15 protein-coding genes are annotated in these 15,129 nt (G+C 71.7%); 9 read left to right on the forward strand and 6 right to left on the reverse strand.

The genetic code is table 11. The annotated features are described in order from the left end of the window. The first annotated feature begins 59 nt into the window (after positions 1–59). From HSO01S_RS09065 to HSO01S_RS09085, 5 genes are all read left to right on the forward strand, one after another. Positions 60–1,256, forward strand: coding sequence for a nitrate ABC transporter substrate-binding protein (locus HSO01S_RS09065; protein WP_084361499.1), 1,197 nt, complete (start codon positions 60–62; stop codon positions 1,254–1,256). Positions 1,257–1,292: 36 nt separating this feature from the next. Further along, a complete protein-coding gene (locus tag HSO01S_RS09070) occupies positions 1,293–2,063 on the forward strand; it encodes an SDR family NAD(P)-dependent oxidoreductase (RefSeq protein ID WP_066040534.1) in 771 nt (256 codons plus the stop codon). 90 nt (positions 2,064–2,153) lie between these two features. Next, positions 2,154–3,590, forward strand: a complete 1,437-nt coding sequence (locus HSO01S_RS09075; RefSeq protein ID WP_066040536.1) for an FAD-binding oxidoreductase — start codon at positions 2,154–2,156, stop codon at positions 3,588–3,590. Continuing rightward, the gene (locus HSO01S_RS09080; protein WP_066040537.1) at positions 3,587–4,378 is read left to right on the forward strand and encodes a creatininase family protein; all 792 of its coding nucleotides are present in this window, start codon (positions 3,587–3,589) and stop codon (positions 4,376–4,378) included. Before HSO01S_RS09075 ends, HSO01S_RS09080 begins: the two co-directional genes overlap by 4 nt. Next, the gene (locus tag HSO01S_RS09085) at positions 4,375–4,989 is read left to right on the forward strand and encodes a pyridoxamine 5'-phosphate oxidase family protein (protein ID WP_066040538.1); all 615 of its coding nucleotides are present in this window, start codon (positions 4,375–4,377) and stop codon (positions 4,987–4,989) included. The genes HSO01S_RS09080 and HSO01S_RS09085 overlap by 4 nt, the downstream gene beginning before the upstream one ends. Before the next feature lie 38 nt (positions 4,990–5,027). Here the strand turns inward: HSO01S_RS09085 and HSO01S_RS09090 are convergent, their stop codons facing one another. The 3 genes from HSO01S_RS09090 to HSO01S_RS09100 all read right to left on the reverse strand — a co-directional run bounded on the left by HSO01S_RS09090 (position 5,028) and on the right by HSO01S_RS09100 (position 9,328). Beyond that, positions 5,028–6,761 carry an alpha-keto acid decarboxylase family protein gene (locus HSO01S_RS09090; protein WP_084361500.1) on the reverse strand — a complete coding sequence of 578 codons (1,734 nt, stop codon included), beginning with the start codon at positions 6,759–6,761 and terminating at the stop codon, positions 5,028–5,030. Between the two features lie 43 nt (positions 6,762–6,804). Then, the gene (gene kynU / locus HSO01S_RS09095; RefSeq protein WP_066040805.1) at positions 6,805–8,067 is read right to left on the reverse strand and encodes a kynureninase; all 1,263 of its coding nucleotides are present in this window, start codon (positions 8,065–8,067) and stop codon (positions 6,805–6,807) included. Positions 8,068–8,134: 67 nt separating this feature from the next. After that, positions 8,135–9,328 carry a methylenetetrahydrofolate reductase C-terminal domain-containing protein gene (locus HSO01S_RS09100; RefSeq protein ID WP_066040542.1) on the reverse strand — a complete coding sequence of 398 codons (1,194 nt, stop codon included), beginning with the start codon at positions 9,326–9,328 and terminating at the stop codon, positions 8,135–8,137. A gap of 91 nt (positions 9,329–9,419) precedes the next feature. On the opposite strand from HSO01S_RS09100, the gene allB reads away from it, so the two are divergent. Next, positions 9,420–10,805: an allantoinase AllB gene (gene allB / locus HSO01S_RS09105; RefSeq protein ID WP_066040544.1), complete on the forward strand. Its 1,386-nt coding sequence runs from the start codon at positions 9,420–9,422 to the stop codon at positions 10,803–10,805. A 151-nt stretch (positions 10,806–10,956) separates the two neighbouring features. After that, the gene (pucL, locus tag HSO01S_RS09110) at positions 10,957–11,880 is read left to right on the forward strand and encodes a factor-independent urate hydroxylase (RefSeq protein WP_066040546.1); all 924 of its coding nucleotides are present in this window, start codon (positions 10,957–10,959) and stop codon (positions 11,878–11,880) included. Positions 11,881–11,967: 87 nt separating this feature from the next. Here pucL and HSO01S_RS09115 read toward each other — a convergent pair whose 3' ends face one another. From HSO01S_RS09115 to HSO01S_RS09125, 3 genes are all read right to left on the reverse strand, one after another. After that, positions 11,968–12,633, reverse strand: a complete 666-nt coding sequence (locus tag HSO01S_RS09115) for a hypothetical protein (protein WP_066040547.1) — start codon at positions 12,631–12,633, stop codon at positions 11,968–11,970. Between the two features lie 2 nt (positions 12,634–12,635). Further along, complete coding sequence (uraH, locus tag HSO01S_RS09120; protein WP_066040550.1) at positions 12,636–12,980, reverse strand: hydroxyisourate hydrolase; 345 nt, start codon at positions 12,978–12,980, stop codon at positions 12,636–12,638. Between the two features lie 66 nt (positions 12,981–13,046). Continuing rightward, positions 13,047–13,634, reverse strand: a complete 588-nt coding sequence (locus HSO01S_RS09125) for a 2-oxo-4-hydroxy-4-carboxy-5-ureidoimidazoline decarboxylase (RefSeq protein WP_084361501.1) — start codon at positions 13,632–13,634, stop codon at positions 13,047–13,049. Positions 13,635–13,657: 23 nt separating this feature from the next. Between HSO01S_RS09125 and HSO01S_RS09130 the strand changes: the two genes are divergently transcribed. Continuing rightward, a complete protein-coding gene (locus tag HSO01S_RS09130) occupies positions 13,658–14,272 on the forward strand; it encodes a nucleotidyltransferase family protein (protein WP_066040551.1) in 615 nt (204 codons plus the stop codon). Then, a complete protein-coding gene (locus tag HSO01S_RS09135; RefSeq protein WP_373280208.1) occupies positions 14,250–14,999 on the forward strand; it encodes an NADPH-dependent F420 reductase in 750 nt (249 codons plus the stop codon). Before HSO01S_RS09130 ends, HSO01S_RS09135 begins: the two co-directional genes overlap by 23 nt. Positions 15,000–15,129 lie beyond the last annotated feature (130 nt).

Here is a 15,129-nt window from a genome sequence, read left to right on the forward strand (position 1 = left end):
CCAGCTGCACCACCCGCACCATGCACCATCCGTCCTGTTCCACAGCCCAAGGAGATGTCATGCGCAGCACCCGAACCCGAACCCGAACCCGAACCCGAACCAGGCTCATCCTCGCCGTGGGCCTCGCCGCGACCACCGCGGCGGCGCTCTCGGCCTGCTCGAGCGGAGCATCCGCCGGCGACGCACCCCCCGCATCCGATGTCGCGATCGGCGCCACCGACCTCTCGGGCGTCTGCCCCGCGAACGTCGTGATCCAGACCGACTGGAACCCCGAGTCCGAGCACGGGCACCTCTACCAGCTGCTCGGCCCCGACCCCGTGATCGACTCCCAGAACAAGTCCGTCTCCGGGCCGCTCTACGCGTCCGGCGAGTACACGGGCGTGAACGTCGAGATCCGCTCGGGTGGGCCGGCGATCGGCTTCCAGACCGTGACCAGCCAGATGTACACCGACCCCGACATCATGCTCGGGTACGTCACGACCGACGAGGCCATCCAGCTCTCGGCCGACATGCCCACCACCGCGGTGTTCGCACCCCTGGACAAGAGCCCGCTGATGGTGATGTGGGATCCGGAGACCTACTCCAGCGCCAAGACCATCCAGGACGTCGTCGGAGCCGGTGCGGTCGTGCGCTACTTCGGCGGCTCGGCGTACATGGAGTACCTCACCTCGGCCGGCATCATCCCGCCGGCCCAGGCCGACGGCAGCTACGACGGCACGCCCGCGAGCTTCATCGCCTCGGGCGGCAAGGACGCGCAGCAGGGCTTCGCCTCGGCCGAGCCCTACATCTACGCCAACGAGGTCGCCGACTGGATGAAGCCGGTCGACTACGAGCTCATCCACGACACCGGGTACGAGCCCTACCAGTCGGCGATGGCGGTGCGCACCGGCGACCTCGCCGCCGACAGCGACTGCCTGAAGGCCCTCGTGCCCGTGCTGCAGCAGGCCGAGGTCGACTACTTCGCCGACCCCGCGCCGGTCAACACCCTGGTGCTCGACCTGGTCGACAAGTTCGACACCGGCTGGGTCTACTCGCAGGGCGTCGCCGACTACTCGGTGAAGACGATGATCGACGAGGGGATCGTCGGCAACGGTCCGAACTCCACCCTGGGTGACTTCGACGACGACCGGCTGTCGAGCTTCTTCGACACCGTCGTGCCGATCTTCGACGGCCTCGGCACCCCGCCCGCCGACGGCCTCGCCGTGTCGGACATCTACACGAACGAGTTCATCGACAGCTCCATCGGGCTGAAGTAACCCTCTCCCCCACCCGCACCGATCGAGGCCCCTCCCATGACGCTCCCCACCGTGACCGACCGCCCCACGATCTCCCGGCTCGTCGGCAAGCGCATCGTCGTCACGGGGGGAGCGCGTGGGATCGGGGCCGAGATCGCGCGGCGCTTCGCCTCGGAGGGCGCCGAGGTCGCCGTCCTCGACCTGCTCGCCGAGCAGGGCTCCGCCCTCGCCGGCGAACTCGGCTGCCACTTCGTGCCCGTCGACCTCACCGACACGGCGGGCACCACGGATGCGCTGGGTCGCGCGATCGAGACCCTCGGCGGCATCGACGTGCTCGTCAACAACGCCGGCATCCTCCGGTTCTCGCCCCTCCTCGAGATCACGGTCGACGAGTGGGAGCGGATGTTCGCGATCAACACCACCGCGATGCTCGTCACCACCCAGCTCGCCGCCCGCTCGATGATCGCCGCCGGCACCGGCGGCACGATCATCAACCTCGCGAGCATGGCCGGGAAGACCGGCGGAGCGGGCCAGGGGCATTACGCCGCCTCCAAGGCCGCCGTCATCGCCCTGACCCGGGTGACCGCGCTGGAACTCGGCGCATCCGGGATCACGGCCAACTGCATCTGCCCGGGCTACGTGCTCACCGAGATGGGGGCCGCCACCCGCACCGAGGCCGATGTCGCCGAGTGGTCGAGCTACTCGCCGCTCGGCCGGCTCGCCGAACCCGCCGACGTGGCGGGGGTGGCCGCGTTCCTCGCCTCGGCGGATGCGGCGTACCTCACCGGGCAGGCCCTCAACGTCACCGGCGGCATGATCATGCACTGAGCGGGCCGCACGCTGACCCCGCTCGCCTCCCTTCTTAACCCGACCCTCTTCCCCGACTCCCCCGATCGACCACGCACCAGAGGAACCACCATGACAGCGTCACCCGACCAGATCGCCGCCCTCGCCGAGGAGCTCACCGCCCTGCTGGGCGAGCGGGGCGTCACCACCGAGCTGCGGGGCCGCGAGAAGGCCTCCGTCGACGGCGCGAAGATGTCGCCCATCCTGTCGGAGCAGCTGCCGCTCGGCCTCGCCGACATCGTGGCCTTCCCCACGAGCGCCGAACAGATCGCCGAGATCGTGGCGGCGGCTGTGCGCCATGGCGTCTCAGTGACCCCGCGCGGCAAGGGCACGGGCAACTACGGCCAGGCCATCCCGCTCGAGGGCGGCCTCGTGCTCGACATGTCCAAGGCGCGCGCGGTCGTCGAGGTCGCCGACGGCCGGCTCACCGCCGAGGCCGGCGCCACGATGGTCGCGATCGAGCAGGCGGCCCGCGAGACGGGCCAGCAGATCCTGATGTACCCGTCGACCGCGCAGTCCTCGATCGGCGGCTTCCTCTCGGGTGGATCCGGCGGAACCGGGTCGATCAAGCACGGCTCGAACATGAGCGGCGACTACGTGCTCGCGCTCGACGTCGTCTACGCCGGACCGGAGGCCGCGCTCGTGCACGTCGAGGGCGAGGCCGCGCAGCCCTACGTGCACACCTACGGGACCGCCGGCATCATCGCCCGCGCAACGATCGCGCTCGAGCCGATGCAGGAGTGGGTCGGCTTCTACGCCAGCTTCCCCGCGTTCTCGGACGCCACCTCGGTGCTGCAGCAGATCGGCTGGCTCGAGCCGACGCCCCGGCTGGTCTCGGCCGACCTGCCCACGATCGCCGACGTCCTGCCGGACGACCCGGCGATCCCGAAGGGGCGCGCCTCGCTGCGCGCCATCCTCGACGCCTCGACCGTCGAGGGCGCCACCGCTCTCGTCGAGGGCGCAGGCGGCCGGGTCGAAGAGGTCCGCGAGGGGCCGCAGGCGACCGTCAAGATCTCGATGCTGAGCTACAACCACCCGATCGAGTGGTTGCAGAAGTCGTCCGACGAGAGCTACTTCCACGTCGAGGTCTCGGGTTCGGCCCTGGTCGACCGGCTCGACGAGGTGCACCAGGTCTACCCGGGCGCGATGCTGCACATCGAGGCCCAGCGCGACCACCCGATCGGCATGCTCGCCGCGCCCTACATCAGCCCCGAGGCGGTCTACGCGGGATACGACCGGCTCACCGCGCTGGGCGTGGGCTTCCACAGCCCGCACCAGTGGTTCGTCGACCACCAGGTCGAGCGCACCAAGGCTCTCGCGGCAGAGACCGACCCGGAGGGGCTGCTCAACCCGGGCAAGCTGCCGACGGGCGAGACGGTGCCGACGGGGACGAAATGGGCCGGGGCGAGCCGGGCCGGTGCCGCGGCGGATGAGGCGGTCGGCGAGGCGGCCCACGCTGCGGCCGACACGGCGGCCGGTGCTGCGGCCGACGAGGCGGTGCGCGCGTGAGCGGCCCCGCGAGCCGCAAGCTCGTCGAGCTCTCGGGCGACGGCCTCGCCCGCGCCCTGTCGGCCGACTCGGTCGTCGTGCTGCCGACCGGTGCGATCGAGTACCACGGGCCGCACCTCCCCCTCGTGACCGACTACCTGATCGCCGACAGCGTCGCCAACGCGTCGGTCGCCGCGGCCGCCGCGGCCGGGCAGGACGTCTGGATCCTCCCGACGCTCGCGTACACCAAGTCCGACGAGCACCACTGGGCCCCCGGCACGATGTGGATCAGCTGGGACACGCTCATGCAGACCGTGGTCGAGCTCGGCAACTCGATCGCGGCGACCCCGGCGAAGAAGCTCGTCTTCTTCAACGGCCACGGCGGAAACCTGGCGCTGCTGCAGGTGGCGAGCCGGGAGTTGCGACGCCGGTTCGGGCTGCAGACCTTCTTGATGGGCGCGACCGTGCCGCCCGGTGACCACGACGGCCCTGAGGAGCTGGGCCTCGGCATCCACGCCGGTCACTCCGAGACCTCGCTCGTGCTGCACCTGCGCCCCGACCTGGTCGACCTCTCGGTCGCCGAGCGGAGCGTGCCCGAGCATCTCGCCGACTTCGAGCACATCGGTTTCCGCAAGCGCGTGAGCTTCGGCTGGCTCTCGAACGACTTCGGCACCAACGGCACCCTCGGCGACCCGACGGGTGCGACGGCGGCCTACGGCGCCCGGCTCTTCGACCGCTCGGTCGAGGATGCGGTGGCCGCGTTCGCCGAGATCGCCCGCTTCGACGCGGCGGGCGGGGCGTCGGCGTGACGAGCGAGGTGCAGGCCGACGCCTCCCCCGAGCACTTCCCCGAGCACCTCCCCGAGGCGCCGGAGACCCTCCTCGCCGCCTGGCTCCCGGCCAACGACGACCCCGTGCGCCCGCTGATGACCCTCAGCACCCTGACGGCGAGCGGGTATCCGGATGCGCGCACGGTCCTGCTCTCCGAGTACGACGACAGCGGCTTCTATTTCCACACCGACTCGCGGTCGCGCAAGGTGGCCGACGTCACGCGCGACCCCCGGGTGGCGCTCACGCTGGTCTGGCCGGGCCGGCAGCTGACGGTGCAGGGCGAGGCACACCGGTCGTCGATGGATGAACGGGGCTGGGCCTACGAGCACCGCAGCCGCTACCTGCAGCAGCTCGCCTGGCTCAACACCCCCGACTTCGCCGAGCTCCCGCTCGCCGAGCGCCTGACGCGTTGGGCCGACTTCGACGCCGAGCATCCGGCCCTCACCCCGCCGGACACCTGGGACGGCTTCCTCGTCCGTCCCGTCCGCCTCACCTTCTGGCAGGGCCGCCCCGACACCGCCTCCCGCCGCACCGAGTACCGCCGCCCCACCCCCTCCACCCCCTGGACCCGCCACCACCTCCCCGGCTGATCGCGGGCAGGTTGAGGCGGACGGGCCCGGGCAGGAGGCTAGTGCTTGGCGGCCGCCGCCGCGATCGCCTCCGTCAGCACGGTCAACAGCCGCGGCGAATCCAGCGCCGGCAGCACGACCTCGATCAGCACCGCCTTCTCCGTCGTCGCCCGCGCCAGCTCGAGCGCTGCCGCAAGTTCATCCTCGGTCCGTGCCGTCGCCGTCACGACCTTGTCCGCCGCCCCGAACGCCGCCGGGATGAGCGTCCAGTCCCAGGGCGTGATGTCCTGGTACACCGCGGCCGGGCTCTGGATCTTGCGCTCGACCGTGTACCCGTCGTTGTTGAGCAGGAACACGACCGGCGTGTACCCCCGATGCAGGATGGTGGCGAGCTCCTGCACCGTCAGCTGAGCGGCCCCGTCGCCCACGAAGAGCACCGACCGGCGCCCCGGGGCAGCGACGCAGGCGCCGAGCGTGGCGGGGATCGTGTACCCGATGGCCGACCAGACCGGCTGGCCGAGGAGGTCGGACTCGTCGGGGAGCACGAGGTCGAGGGCGCCGTAGAAGCTGGTGCCCGCATCCGCGATCACGGTCGTGCCGGGCTGCAGCCAGTTCTGCACCGAGCCCCAGAAGTGCTCCTGGCTGAGCGGCCGGCCCGCGGCGGGAGCCGCGGCATCCGGAACCGCGGGGTGACCCACGGGCTGCACGGGCTCGCGCGCCGACTCGCCGAGCACGGAATGCAGCGCCCGCAGCGAATCCTCCAGGCGCACCCCGTAGAACGTGGTGTCGGCGATGCGGGCCGCCGTCAGCGCGAGCTCGACGGCCGCATCCTCGTCGAACTCCTGCGTGAAGAACCCGGTCAGGAAGTCGCTCATCACGGTGCCCGCCAGCACGAGCAGCGGCGACCGGTCGACCGCGGCGCGCGCCTCGGCCACGCGCGTGAAAGCGCCCATGTAGGTGCCGAGCGATGCGGGGTGCGACTCGTCGAGCACGGCCTTGGACATGTTCTGCGAGGCGACGTAGACGCCGTCGTGGTCGGCGATCTGGCGCACGAGCGGCTCGAGGCTGCGGCGGTGCACCTGGGGCCCGACGAGCAGGGTGACCTGCGGATGCGCCGACACCGCCTCGGCCAGCGCGGCCGTGAAGCGCGCGAGCTCGGAGGCGTCGCTCGAGGCGGCCAGCAGAGGGGTGCGGAGGTTCGCCGCGTGCACCGGAGCGATCGCCACGTCGGCGGGAATGCCGAGGTACACGGGCTTCGACTCCCGCAGCGCCGTCATGAGCGCGGCGTCGATGTCGCGGGTGGCGGTGGCGGTGCGCACGATGGTGGCCGAGGCGGTGACCTCGCGGTAGGCGCGGTAGAAGTGCTCGTAATCGCCGTCGATCAGGGTGTGGTGGAGGTGGAGGCCGGCCGCACGGGCGGAGGTCGAGGGCATGCCGGTGATCTGCACCACGGGCACGTCCTCGGAGAAGCTGCCGGCGACGCCGTTGATGGCCGAGAGCTCCCCGACTCCGAAGGTGGTGACGAGGGCGCCGATGCCGCGGCGGATGCGGGCGTAGCCGTCGGCCGCATAGGCGGCGTTCAGCTCGTTGGTCGAGCCCACCCAGTGGAAACCGGGAACGGTCACCATCTGGTCGAGCAGGCTGAGGTTGAAGTCTCCGGGGAGCCCGAAGACGTGGTCGGCGCCGAGCTGCACGAGGCGGGTGGCGAGGTACTGGCCGACGGTGACGGTGGTCACGCGGGGGGCCGGCGGGGCGGATGCGGAGGTTGTTCCGGATTGTGTCTGGTCACTCATGCAGACAGCTTCTCATCCGGTCGTGTCCGGCGGGTTTCCCGGGTCAGCTGTGTTGCAGCCGCTCCTCGATCGCGCCGATCCCCAGCGCCACCTCGGCGAACGAGGTCGACAGAGGCGAGAAGCCGAGGCGGATGCCGGTGGGCCGCCGGAAGTCGGGGATCACCCCCTGCTCCCACAGCTCGGGCACCATCGCAGGGAAGGCCGGATGGTCGATCGTCACGTGGCTGCCGCGGGCCGCGGGGTTGCGCGGAGAGGTCAGTTCGACGCCGAGCGGCACGAGCTGCTCGTCGATCCGCCGCACGGCGAAGGCAGTGAGCGCCTCCGACTTCGCGCGGATCGCCGGCATGCCCGCCTCCTCGATCAGCTCGAGCATCGCCTCGATCGCAATCATCCCGGTGATCGGCGGGGTGCCGCTGAGGAAGCGGCGGATGCCGTCGGCGGGCCGGTAGTCCTGGCCCATCTCGAACGGCGTGCGCTCCCCCATCCAGCCCTGGATGGGCTGCCGCAGCCCATCGAGGAGAGCCCGGTTCACGTAGACGAAGGCCGGGGAGCCGGGGCCGCCGTTGAGGTACTTGTAGGTGCAGCCCGTGGCGAGGTCGACCTCCCAGGCATCGAGCTCGATCGGCACGGCGCCGGCGGAGTGGCAGAGGTCCCAGAGCACGAGGGCGCCGTGCTCGTGCGCGAGCCGGGTGATGCCCGGCACATCGGCGAGGTGCCCGGACCGGTAGGCGACCTGGCTGAGCACCAGCACCGCGGTCTCGGGGCCGAGCACCGCGCGCACGTCGTCGGCGGTCACCCCGCCCGCAGCATCCGGTTCGAGCCAGCGCACGGTGGATCCGGTCTCGGCGGCCACACCCTCGACGACGTAGCGGTCGGTCGGGAAGTTGCTGCGGTCGATGACGATCTCGTGGCGACCGGGCCGGGCGTCCAACGCAGCCCGGAGGAGCTTGTAGAGCGAGACCGTCGTCGAGTCGGCGACGACGGTCTGGCCCGGCGCGGCACCGAGCGTGGCCGCGCCGATGCGGTCGCCGAGCGCGAAGGGCTTCCGGAGCCAGGTCTCGTCCCAGCCGCGGATGAGCCGGCCGCCCCACTCGTCGTCGACGAAGCGGCGGTAGCGTTCGGCGAGCGCCTTCACCGGACGGCCGAGGGAGTTGCCGTCGAGGTAGGCGGGGAGGGCGGGGTCGTCGGCGCCGACGAAGAGGTCGCGGTACCGGCGGAGCGGGTCGCGAGCGTCGAGGTCGGCGGCGGAGGGCTGCGCCTCCGGCCCGGGCGCGGGCTGCGTCTCGAGGTCTGTGGCGGTCGTCATCGCTTCGTCGGGCATGGGGTCACCCTAACCCGAGCGGGGCGGGTGGCGGCGGGGTCAGGGGCCTCCGCTACCCGGCTAGGCCGAGCCGATCCGCGACCAGCCCCATGGCTTCCGCGAAAGCGACCTCGGTGCCGGCCGATGCCCCGCCCGAGAGGTTGACGCCGACGACCCCGTCGAGGGCGAGCATCTCCTCGGCGAGCCGGGTCACCTCATCCAGCCCGGCCTGCCGTGGATCGGCCGCGTCGAGGATGCCGTCGAGAAAGCCCTCGGGCAGCACGAGCGTCGTGAACGACTTGAGCAGGGTCGCGCTGCCGCGGTCGATCACCATCGGCACGCACGGGATGAACCCGGGCGCCACCCCGGTCGCGTGCACCTCGGCGATGAACCGGCGCACGGGTCCGGCCCCGCCCGCGTGGTTGACGAAGCAGAGGTCGGCCCCCGCGAGCACCTTCTCGCGCAGGCGGCTCGCCCGCCGGGCGACGGGAGGGGTCGCGGGCGACTCCCCCACCGAGACCAGGTGCCCGGCCGCGCGGGCGAGGGCGGCCACGCGGGTGGAGTCGAGGTCGAAGACGGGCTGCGCATCCGGCCGGTCGCCGGTCAGCGTGTGGTCGCCGGTGACGCAGTGCACGCCGGCGACCCCCACCTCGGCGAGCGCCGCGATCTCGCCCTCGAGGGCCACGCGGTTGCGGTCACGGCAGTTGAGGCCCGTCCAGACCGGCAGGCCGGCCTCCTGGATGAGGTGGGCCCGGTAGGCGGGCGGGAACTGCACCCGGCTGGGTCCGGAATCGCCGGCCAGCGCGGCATCCACCCGCCCGGCGAGCGCCTCGGCGCAGTCGGCGAGGGAGCGGCGGTCGAGCGCGCGGGCGGGGAAGTCGGCGACGACGATCTGGCGGGTCAGGAGCTTCTGGCGCGCTGTGTGGCCGGGGGACCTGTCACGCTGTCGTCGCTCTCGCGGCGACGGCGCGACGCTGGGTGCTGTCGCGCCGTCCACCTCCTGATCGAGTCGGCCGGGTTCTTCTGCTGAAGACGCGGCTGGCGCCGCGTTGGGGTCCGCCCCCACCCGGTCGCGGTCGAAGGCCTCGAGGGGCTGGTCGCGGGGGGCGCCGTGCCAGCGGATGGTGGGGGTGTCGAGGAAGACGCAGCGGAAGTCCCCCACCTCGCACGAGCCGTCGAACTCGACCCCACCGCACGGCCCGTACTCCATGTGCTTCGGGCAGCCGGCGCGCTGTTCGGCGGTGGCGGTGGGCGTCGGGCCGGTCATCGGCTCATGCTAGCCACGGCGTGTGACGGGGGCGTTTCAGAACGACACCGCATCCGGTTCCAGTGTCGGGCGGTCCACCTAGGCTTGGCCCATGAGCAGCCCGTACGACCTCGTCATCCGCGCCGACTCCGTCTTCACCGGCGGAAAGTGGCGCCCCGCCGTCGTCGCCGTGCGCGACGGGGTCGTCGCCGCGATCGCCGAACTCGACGAAGAGGTGCCCGCGCACGAGGTCATCACGCTGCCGGAGGGGCAGGTGCTCGTTCCCGGCATCGTCGACACGCACGTGCACGTCAACGAACCGGGCCGCACCGAGTGGGAGGGCTTCACCACCGCCACGCTCGCGGCGGCGGCCGGGGGCGTGACGACGATCATCGACATGCCGCTCAACAGCATCCCGCCGACCACCACCGTCGAGGGCCTCGCGGTCAAGCGCGAGGCGGCCGCCCCCCAGGCGAGCGTCGACGTCGGCTTCTGGGGCGGGGCGATCCCCGCGAGCCTCGGCTCGCTGCGTTCGATGTGGAACGAGGGGGTCTTCGGCTTCAAGGCCTTCCTCTCCCCCTCGGGCGTCGACGAGTTCCCACACCTCTCCGGTGCCGAACTGCGGGCCGCGCTCGAAGAGGTCGCCGCCTTCGAGGGCCTGCTGATCGTGCACGCCGAAGACCCCGAGGTGCTCGACCGGGCGGCACTCGATCCGGCTGCGGTCGACGGTGGCCCCGACTACCGCGCCTTCGTGGCCTCGCGGCCCGAGCTGGCCGAGGAGGATGCGATCGCGAGCGTGATCGCCGGCGTCCGCGCCACCGGGGCACGCGCCCACATCCTGCACCTCTCCAGCGGTCGCGCCCTGAGGCTCATCCGCGGGGCGAAGGCCGAGGGGCTCCCGATCACGGTCGAGACCTGCCCGCACTACCTGAGCTTTGCCGCCGAGCACATCCCGGATGGCGCGACCCAGTTCAAGTGCTGCCCGCCGATCCGCGACGAGGCGAACCGCGACCTCCTGTGGGAGGCGCTGCTCGACGGCACGATCGACCTGATCGCCTCGGACCACTCGCCCTCGACCGCCGAGCTGAAGTTCGCCGGAGACGGCGACTTCCAGGAGGCCTGGGGCGGCATCTCGGGGCTGCAACTGTCGTTCCCGGCGGTCTGGACGGCGGCACGCGAGCGCGGCATCCCGCTCGAGCGCGTTCTCGGCTGGATGGCCGTGAACACGGCGGCCCTGGTCGGCCTCGACGGCCGGAAGGGCGGCATCGAGGTGGGTGCCGACGCCGACCTCGTCGCCTTCGCGCCCGAGGAGAGCTTCGCGGTGCAGGCCGCGGCTCTCGAGCACAAGAATCCCGTCTCGGCCTACGACGAACGCACCCTCCACGGCGTCGTGCACACGACCTGGCTCGCCGGCCGCGTCGTGCACCAGGCGGGCGACGAGCGGGGTGCGCCGGGGCGGGTGCCGTCCGGGCGGCTGCTCACGCGTTCCACGGAGTGACCCGCCACGTAAATTGGGCGTAAATTCCGGAGCCGCGGGCGCGCATCCGTTCACCGGCGCCGACGTCACCCGACAGACTGGAGGCGCGCGGACACGCGATCGACCCCGGCACCTCGTCGACCGGCAGCCGCCGCGCAGGGAGTAGGGAAACATGGCCATCGTCCTCGGCCCGCACCAGTACGGCAAGGCGGAGAACCGCATCGTCCGGGTGTATCGCGAGAGCCCGCGGCACGAGATCCACGACGTGAACGTCTCGACCGCCCTGCGCGGAGACTTCGACGCCGCCCACCTGGTCGGCGACCAGAGTGCGGTGCTCCCCACCGACACGCAGAAGCAGACCGCCTACTCCTACGCCAAGGAGAAGGGGCTGACCTCGATCGAGTCCTACGGCCTCACCCTCGGCACCCACTTCGTCGACGACGTCGAGCCGGTCTCGGGCGCCCGGATCGAGATCGAGGAGTACGCCTGGGAGCGCGCGGTCGTCGACGGCACCGAGCACGACTTCACCTTCGTGCGGAAGGGCCAGGAGGTGCGCACGGCCGCCATCACTGTCGAGGGCAAGGGCGCCTCGCAGTCGTTCTGGATCGTCGGCGGCTTGAAAGACCTGGTCCTGCTGAAGACGACCGGGTCGGAGTTCCACCACTTCCTCTCCGATTCGTACACCGTGCTCGAGCCGACCAGCGACCGCATCATGGCGACGTCGCTGGTGGCGAAGTGGCGCTTCATCAGCGAAGAGCTCGGCGACCCGCAGGCCTTCGACTGGGAGGGCGTCTACCTCGGCATCAAGCAGACCATGGTCGAGGTCTTCGCCACCCTGCACTCGCTCGCGCTGCAGCAGACGCTGTACGAGATGGGCAAGGCCGTGCTCGAACGCTACCCCTTCCTCGCCGAGATCAGGATGTCGGCACCCAACAAGCACCACTTCCTCTACGACCTCACGCCCTTCGGTGTCACGAACGACAACGAGGTCTTCAACGCCGCCGACCGCCCCTACGGCCTCATCCAGGCCTCGGTCCTCCGCGACGACGCTCCCGCCCCCGGCCCCGCCTGGACCCCCGCCGCCGGCTTCGCCTGATCCCCCGCCCCATCCCACCTCCGCCGAGAAGTCACTTTTACGTCCAAGACGCGAGGTTTTGACGTGAAAGTGACTTCTCGACGACGGTCAGCGGAGGATCGAAGGGAGAAGCAGCCCTGCCGAGGCGGCCGAGTACGCCACCCACATCAGCGGTGATGCGATCCACCCGACGACGATCCACCGCCAGGACCCCGTGCGCGTGGCCACCGCGTGCCGCTCGAGCGCCATGATCCGCCCGGAGTACAGCTGAGGCATGTTGACCGCGATCGTGACGATCGCGCCGGCGGTGATCGAGCCGGCGAGCACCCACACCGGGAATGCCGGGCCGCTCGAGACGATCAAGCTGGTCCCGATCGATCCGAGACCGACGAGCACCAGCAGGCCGAGGAGCACGACAGCCAGCACGAGCGATGCGCGTTGGGAGAAGAGCCCGAACGCCTGCACCTTCCGGTCGTACGCCGCTTGATCGGCGAGGGCGTCTCGGTCGGACTGCGCATCCGTAACGCCGTCAGCAGCGCCATCGGCAGCTTCATCCGCGGGCGCGAGCGGGGTGATGAGCGCACGTCGAAGCACCCAGAGCACCAAAGCGACAGCCGTGTACGGGATGCCGATGCACGCGATCCCGACACCGATCGGCAGGACGACGACGCCGGCGAAGACACTGGCGACCGCGCCGAGCACCATCGTCCCGGCGACCAGGAGCGCCGGCACTCTCAGAGTGGGACTCTCGAGGCGGGCCGAGATCGCCGTCACGGTCAGCTGCCTCGGTAGGTGGAGTAGGCGAAGGGGCTGAGGAGGAGGGGCACGTGGTAGTGCGCGTTCGCGTCGGCGAGCTCGAAGATGATCTGCACCTCGGGGTAGAAGGCCTTGACCTCCTGCTCGGCGAAGTAGACGCCGGTGTCGAAGCTCACGCGGTAGCGGCCGGGATGCAGCTGCGCCGGCCCGAGCGCGTTGACCCGCCCGTCGGCGTCGGTCTCGGCCGAGGCGATCATGACCCAGTTGCCCACCTCGTCACGCTCGAGGATGACGGGGACACCCGCCGCCGGCCGCCCGATCGTCGAGTCGAGGACGTGGGTGGTGACGTGACTGCGGTCGGTCATGCGAGCTCCTGTCGGTCGGGGTGGTGGATGCGGCGGGTCGGGGCGGTAGCGGCCGGCCCGGGCAGGTCAGGCGGGGTAGAGGGAGCGGAGGCGGAGCATCGTGATGTCGTGCAGCTCACTCGCGACCGTGGCGGCCTCGGCGGCGTCTGAGAGGGTGAGGCGGCGCTCCAGCTCGGCGAGGATCTCGGCCCGGCCCCGCCCGGCGGCCCGGATGAGGAAGACCCGATCGAACCGCTCCTCGTAGGCCTGATTGCCGCGGGTGATCGCGTCGGCGAGGGCCTCGTCGCTCGCCTCGGCGGCCGACTGCTCGGACGCACTGAACCGCTGGGCCTGACCGTCGCCCACCGCACGCTCGCCAATGCGGGGGTGGTGGGCGAGCGCGGCATCCACCTCGGCCGGGGTCAAGGTCGCCGCCACACGATCGGCGACCGCCAGCAGCTCGGCCGCCGACGCGAACGGCGCCGCCGCCGCGACCTCCTCGACGAACCGCTCGACCCCGAGGCACGAGTGCAACGCCTCGCGCAGCTCAGGCCCGTCCACGATCGTCTTCGCGCCCGGCCCGGCAACGACGGAATGGGCGACGGGGGCGGCGGGGGCGGATGAGCGACCCGAAACGGGCGAAGTCGGGCTGCCGGATGCACGGGGGTCGGCCATGACCCCAGCTTACGATGAGGGCCATGGACTCCCCCGCCCCGGCACCCCGCCTCACGGGCCTCCTCCTCGCCGCGGGCGCCGGTCGCCGGATGGGCGGTCCCAAGGCCTTGGTCGCGCCGGCCGGCGAGGATCCGTGGATCGTCCGCAGCGCCCGCCTGCTGCTGGCGGCCGGCTGCGACGAGGTGGTCGTCGTGCTCGGAGCCGAGGCCACAGCCGCCGAGGCCCTCCTGCGCCGCCAGGTCCCGGCCGGCAGCGCTGCACTCCGCACCGTCGTCGCCGAGGCCTGGTCCGACGGACTCGGCGCGTCCCTCCGTGCGGGCCTCACCGCCCTCCTCAACGATCCGCCGGCCGCCGTGCTGATCACCCTCGTCGACCTCCCGTGGCTGAGGGTCGAGGCCGCCCGCCGGGTGCTCGAGCACGGCGGTGCTCCGCACCCCCGCTCGCTGCGTCAGGCGATCTATGGGGGCCGCCCCGGGCATCCGGTGCTCGTCGGCGCCGACCACCTGGGCCCGCTGGCCGCCTCCCTCGAAGGAGACGTCGGAGCCCGGCCGTACCTCGCCGCGCACGGCGTCGAGCTCGTCGACTGCAGCGACCTCGGCGGCGGCGACGACGTCGATGAGCTCCCGCCGCGCAGCTGAGACGGCCCTGAGCCTTTCCGACGAATTATGGATGCACGGGAAGAGACCCGCCGCGACGCGCGTTGACCCCCGCATGACTGCAACAGGACTCACGACCATCGGTTTCATCGGCTCCGGCAACATCGGCAGCCAGCTCGCCCGCCTCGCCGTCGCGCACGGCTACCGGGTGGTGATGAGCAACTCACGCGGACCCGAGACGCTCTCCGACCTCGTCGCCGAGCTCGGACCGCAGGCCAGCGCCGGCACCGCCGCCGAGGCCGCTGCGGCCGGGGATCTCGTCGTCGTGACGGTGCCGCTGAAGAACTACCAGCAGGTGCCGGTCGAGCCGCTCGCCGGCAAGATCGTGATCGACACGAACAACTACTACTGGGAGCGCGACGGCCGCATCCCCGCTCTCGAAGAGGGCAAGACCACCGTGTCCGAGATGCTGCAGGAGCATCTCCCCACCTCGCGCGTCGTCAAGGCGTTCAACAACATCATGGCGGCCGACATCACCACCGACGGCAAGCCGGCCGACGACGCCGACCGCCGGGCGCTGCCGATCGCGGGTGACCAGGTCGAGGCGAAGGCGGTCGTCGCGACCCTCCTCGACGAGTTCGGCTTCGAGGCCTTCGACACCGGTTCGCTCGCCGACAGCTGGCGCTTCGAGCGCGACCAGCCCGCCTACGTCGTCCGCATGACCGCCGCCGACCTCCCCGGCAAACTGGCCGCCGCCACCCGCCCCTAGCCGACCCGACAAACGCAACGGGCCCTTCTCGACCACCCAAGGTGACGGCGTGGCCGTGGCTCGCGACCGCAGGCCGCGAGCCACGACCGCACCGGAACATGCCGCCCGCGCCGGGCAGGGACCGGCGCGG

The sequence above is a fragment of the Herbiconiux solani NBRC 106740 genome (genome assembly GCF_001571005.1).
Taxonomy (GTDB): Bacteria; Actinomycetota; Actinomycetes; order Actinomycetales; family Microbacteriaceae; genus Herbiconiux; species Herbiconiux solani.

Coding starts and splice junctions, on each gene's coding strand:
- HSO01S_RS09065 (WP_084361499.1), top strand. CDS start 60: ATGCGCAGCACCCGAACCCGAACCCGAACCCGAACCCGAACCAGGCTC.
- HSO01S_RS09070 (WP_066040534.1), top strand. CDS start 1,293: ATGACGCTCCCCACCGTGACCGACCGCCCCACGATCTCCCGGCTCGTC.
- HSO01S_RS09075 (WP_066040536.1), top strand. CDS start 2,154: ATGACAGCGTCACCCGACCAGATCGCCGCCCTCGCCGAGGAGCTCACC.
- HSO01S_RS09090 (WP_084361500.1), bottom strand. CDS start 6,761: ATGAGTGACCAGACACAATCCGGAACAACCTCCGCATCCGCCCCGCCG.
- kynU (WP_066040805.1), bottom strand. CDS start 8,067: ATGACGACCGCCACAGACCTCGAGACGCAGCCCGCGCCCGGGCCGGAG.
- HSO01S_RS09100 (WP_066040542.1), bottom strand. CDS start 9,328: ATGACCGGCCCGACGCCCACCGCCACCGCCGAACAGCGCGCCGGCTGC.
- allB (WP_066040544.1), top strand. CDS start 9,420: ATGAGCAGCCCGTACGACCTCGTCATCCGCGCCGACTCCGTCTTCACC.
- pucL (WP_066040546.1), top strand. CDS start 10,957: ATGGCCATCGTCCTCGGCCCGCACCAGTACGGCAAGGCGGAGAACCGC.
- uraH (WP_066040550.1), bottom strand. CDS start 12,980: ATGACCGACCGCAGTCACGTCACCACCCACGTCCTCGACTCGACGATC.
- HSO01S_RS09125 (WP_084361501.1), bottom strand. CDS start 13,634: ATGGCCGACCCCCGTGCATCCGGCAGCCCGACTTCGCCCGTTTCGGGT.
- HSO01S_RS09130 (WP_066040551.1), top strand. CDS start 13,658: ATGGACTCCCCCGCCCCGGCACCCCGCCTCACGGGCCTCCTCCTCGCC.
- HSO01S_RS09135 (WP_373280208.1), top strand. CDS start 14,250: ATGAGCTCCCGCCGCGCAGCTGAGACGGCCCTGAGCCTTTCCGACGAA.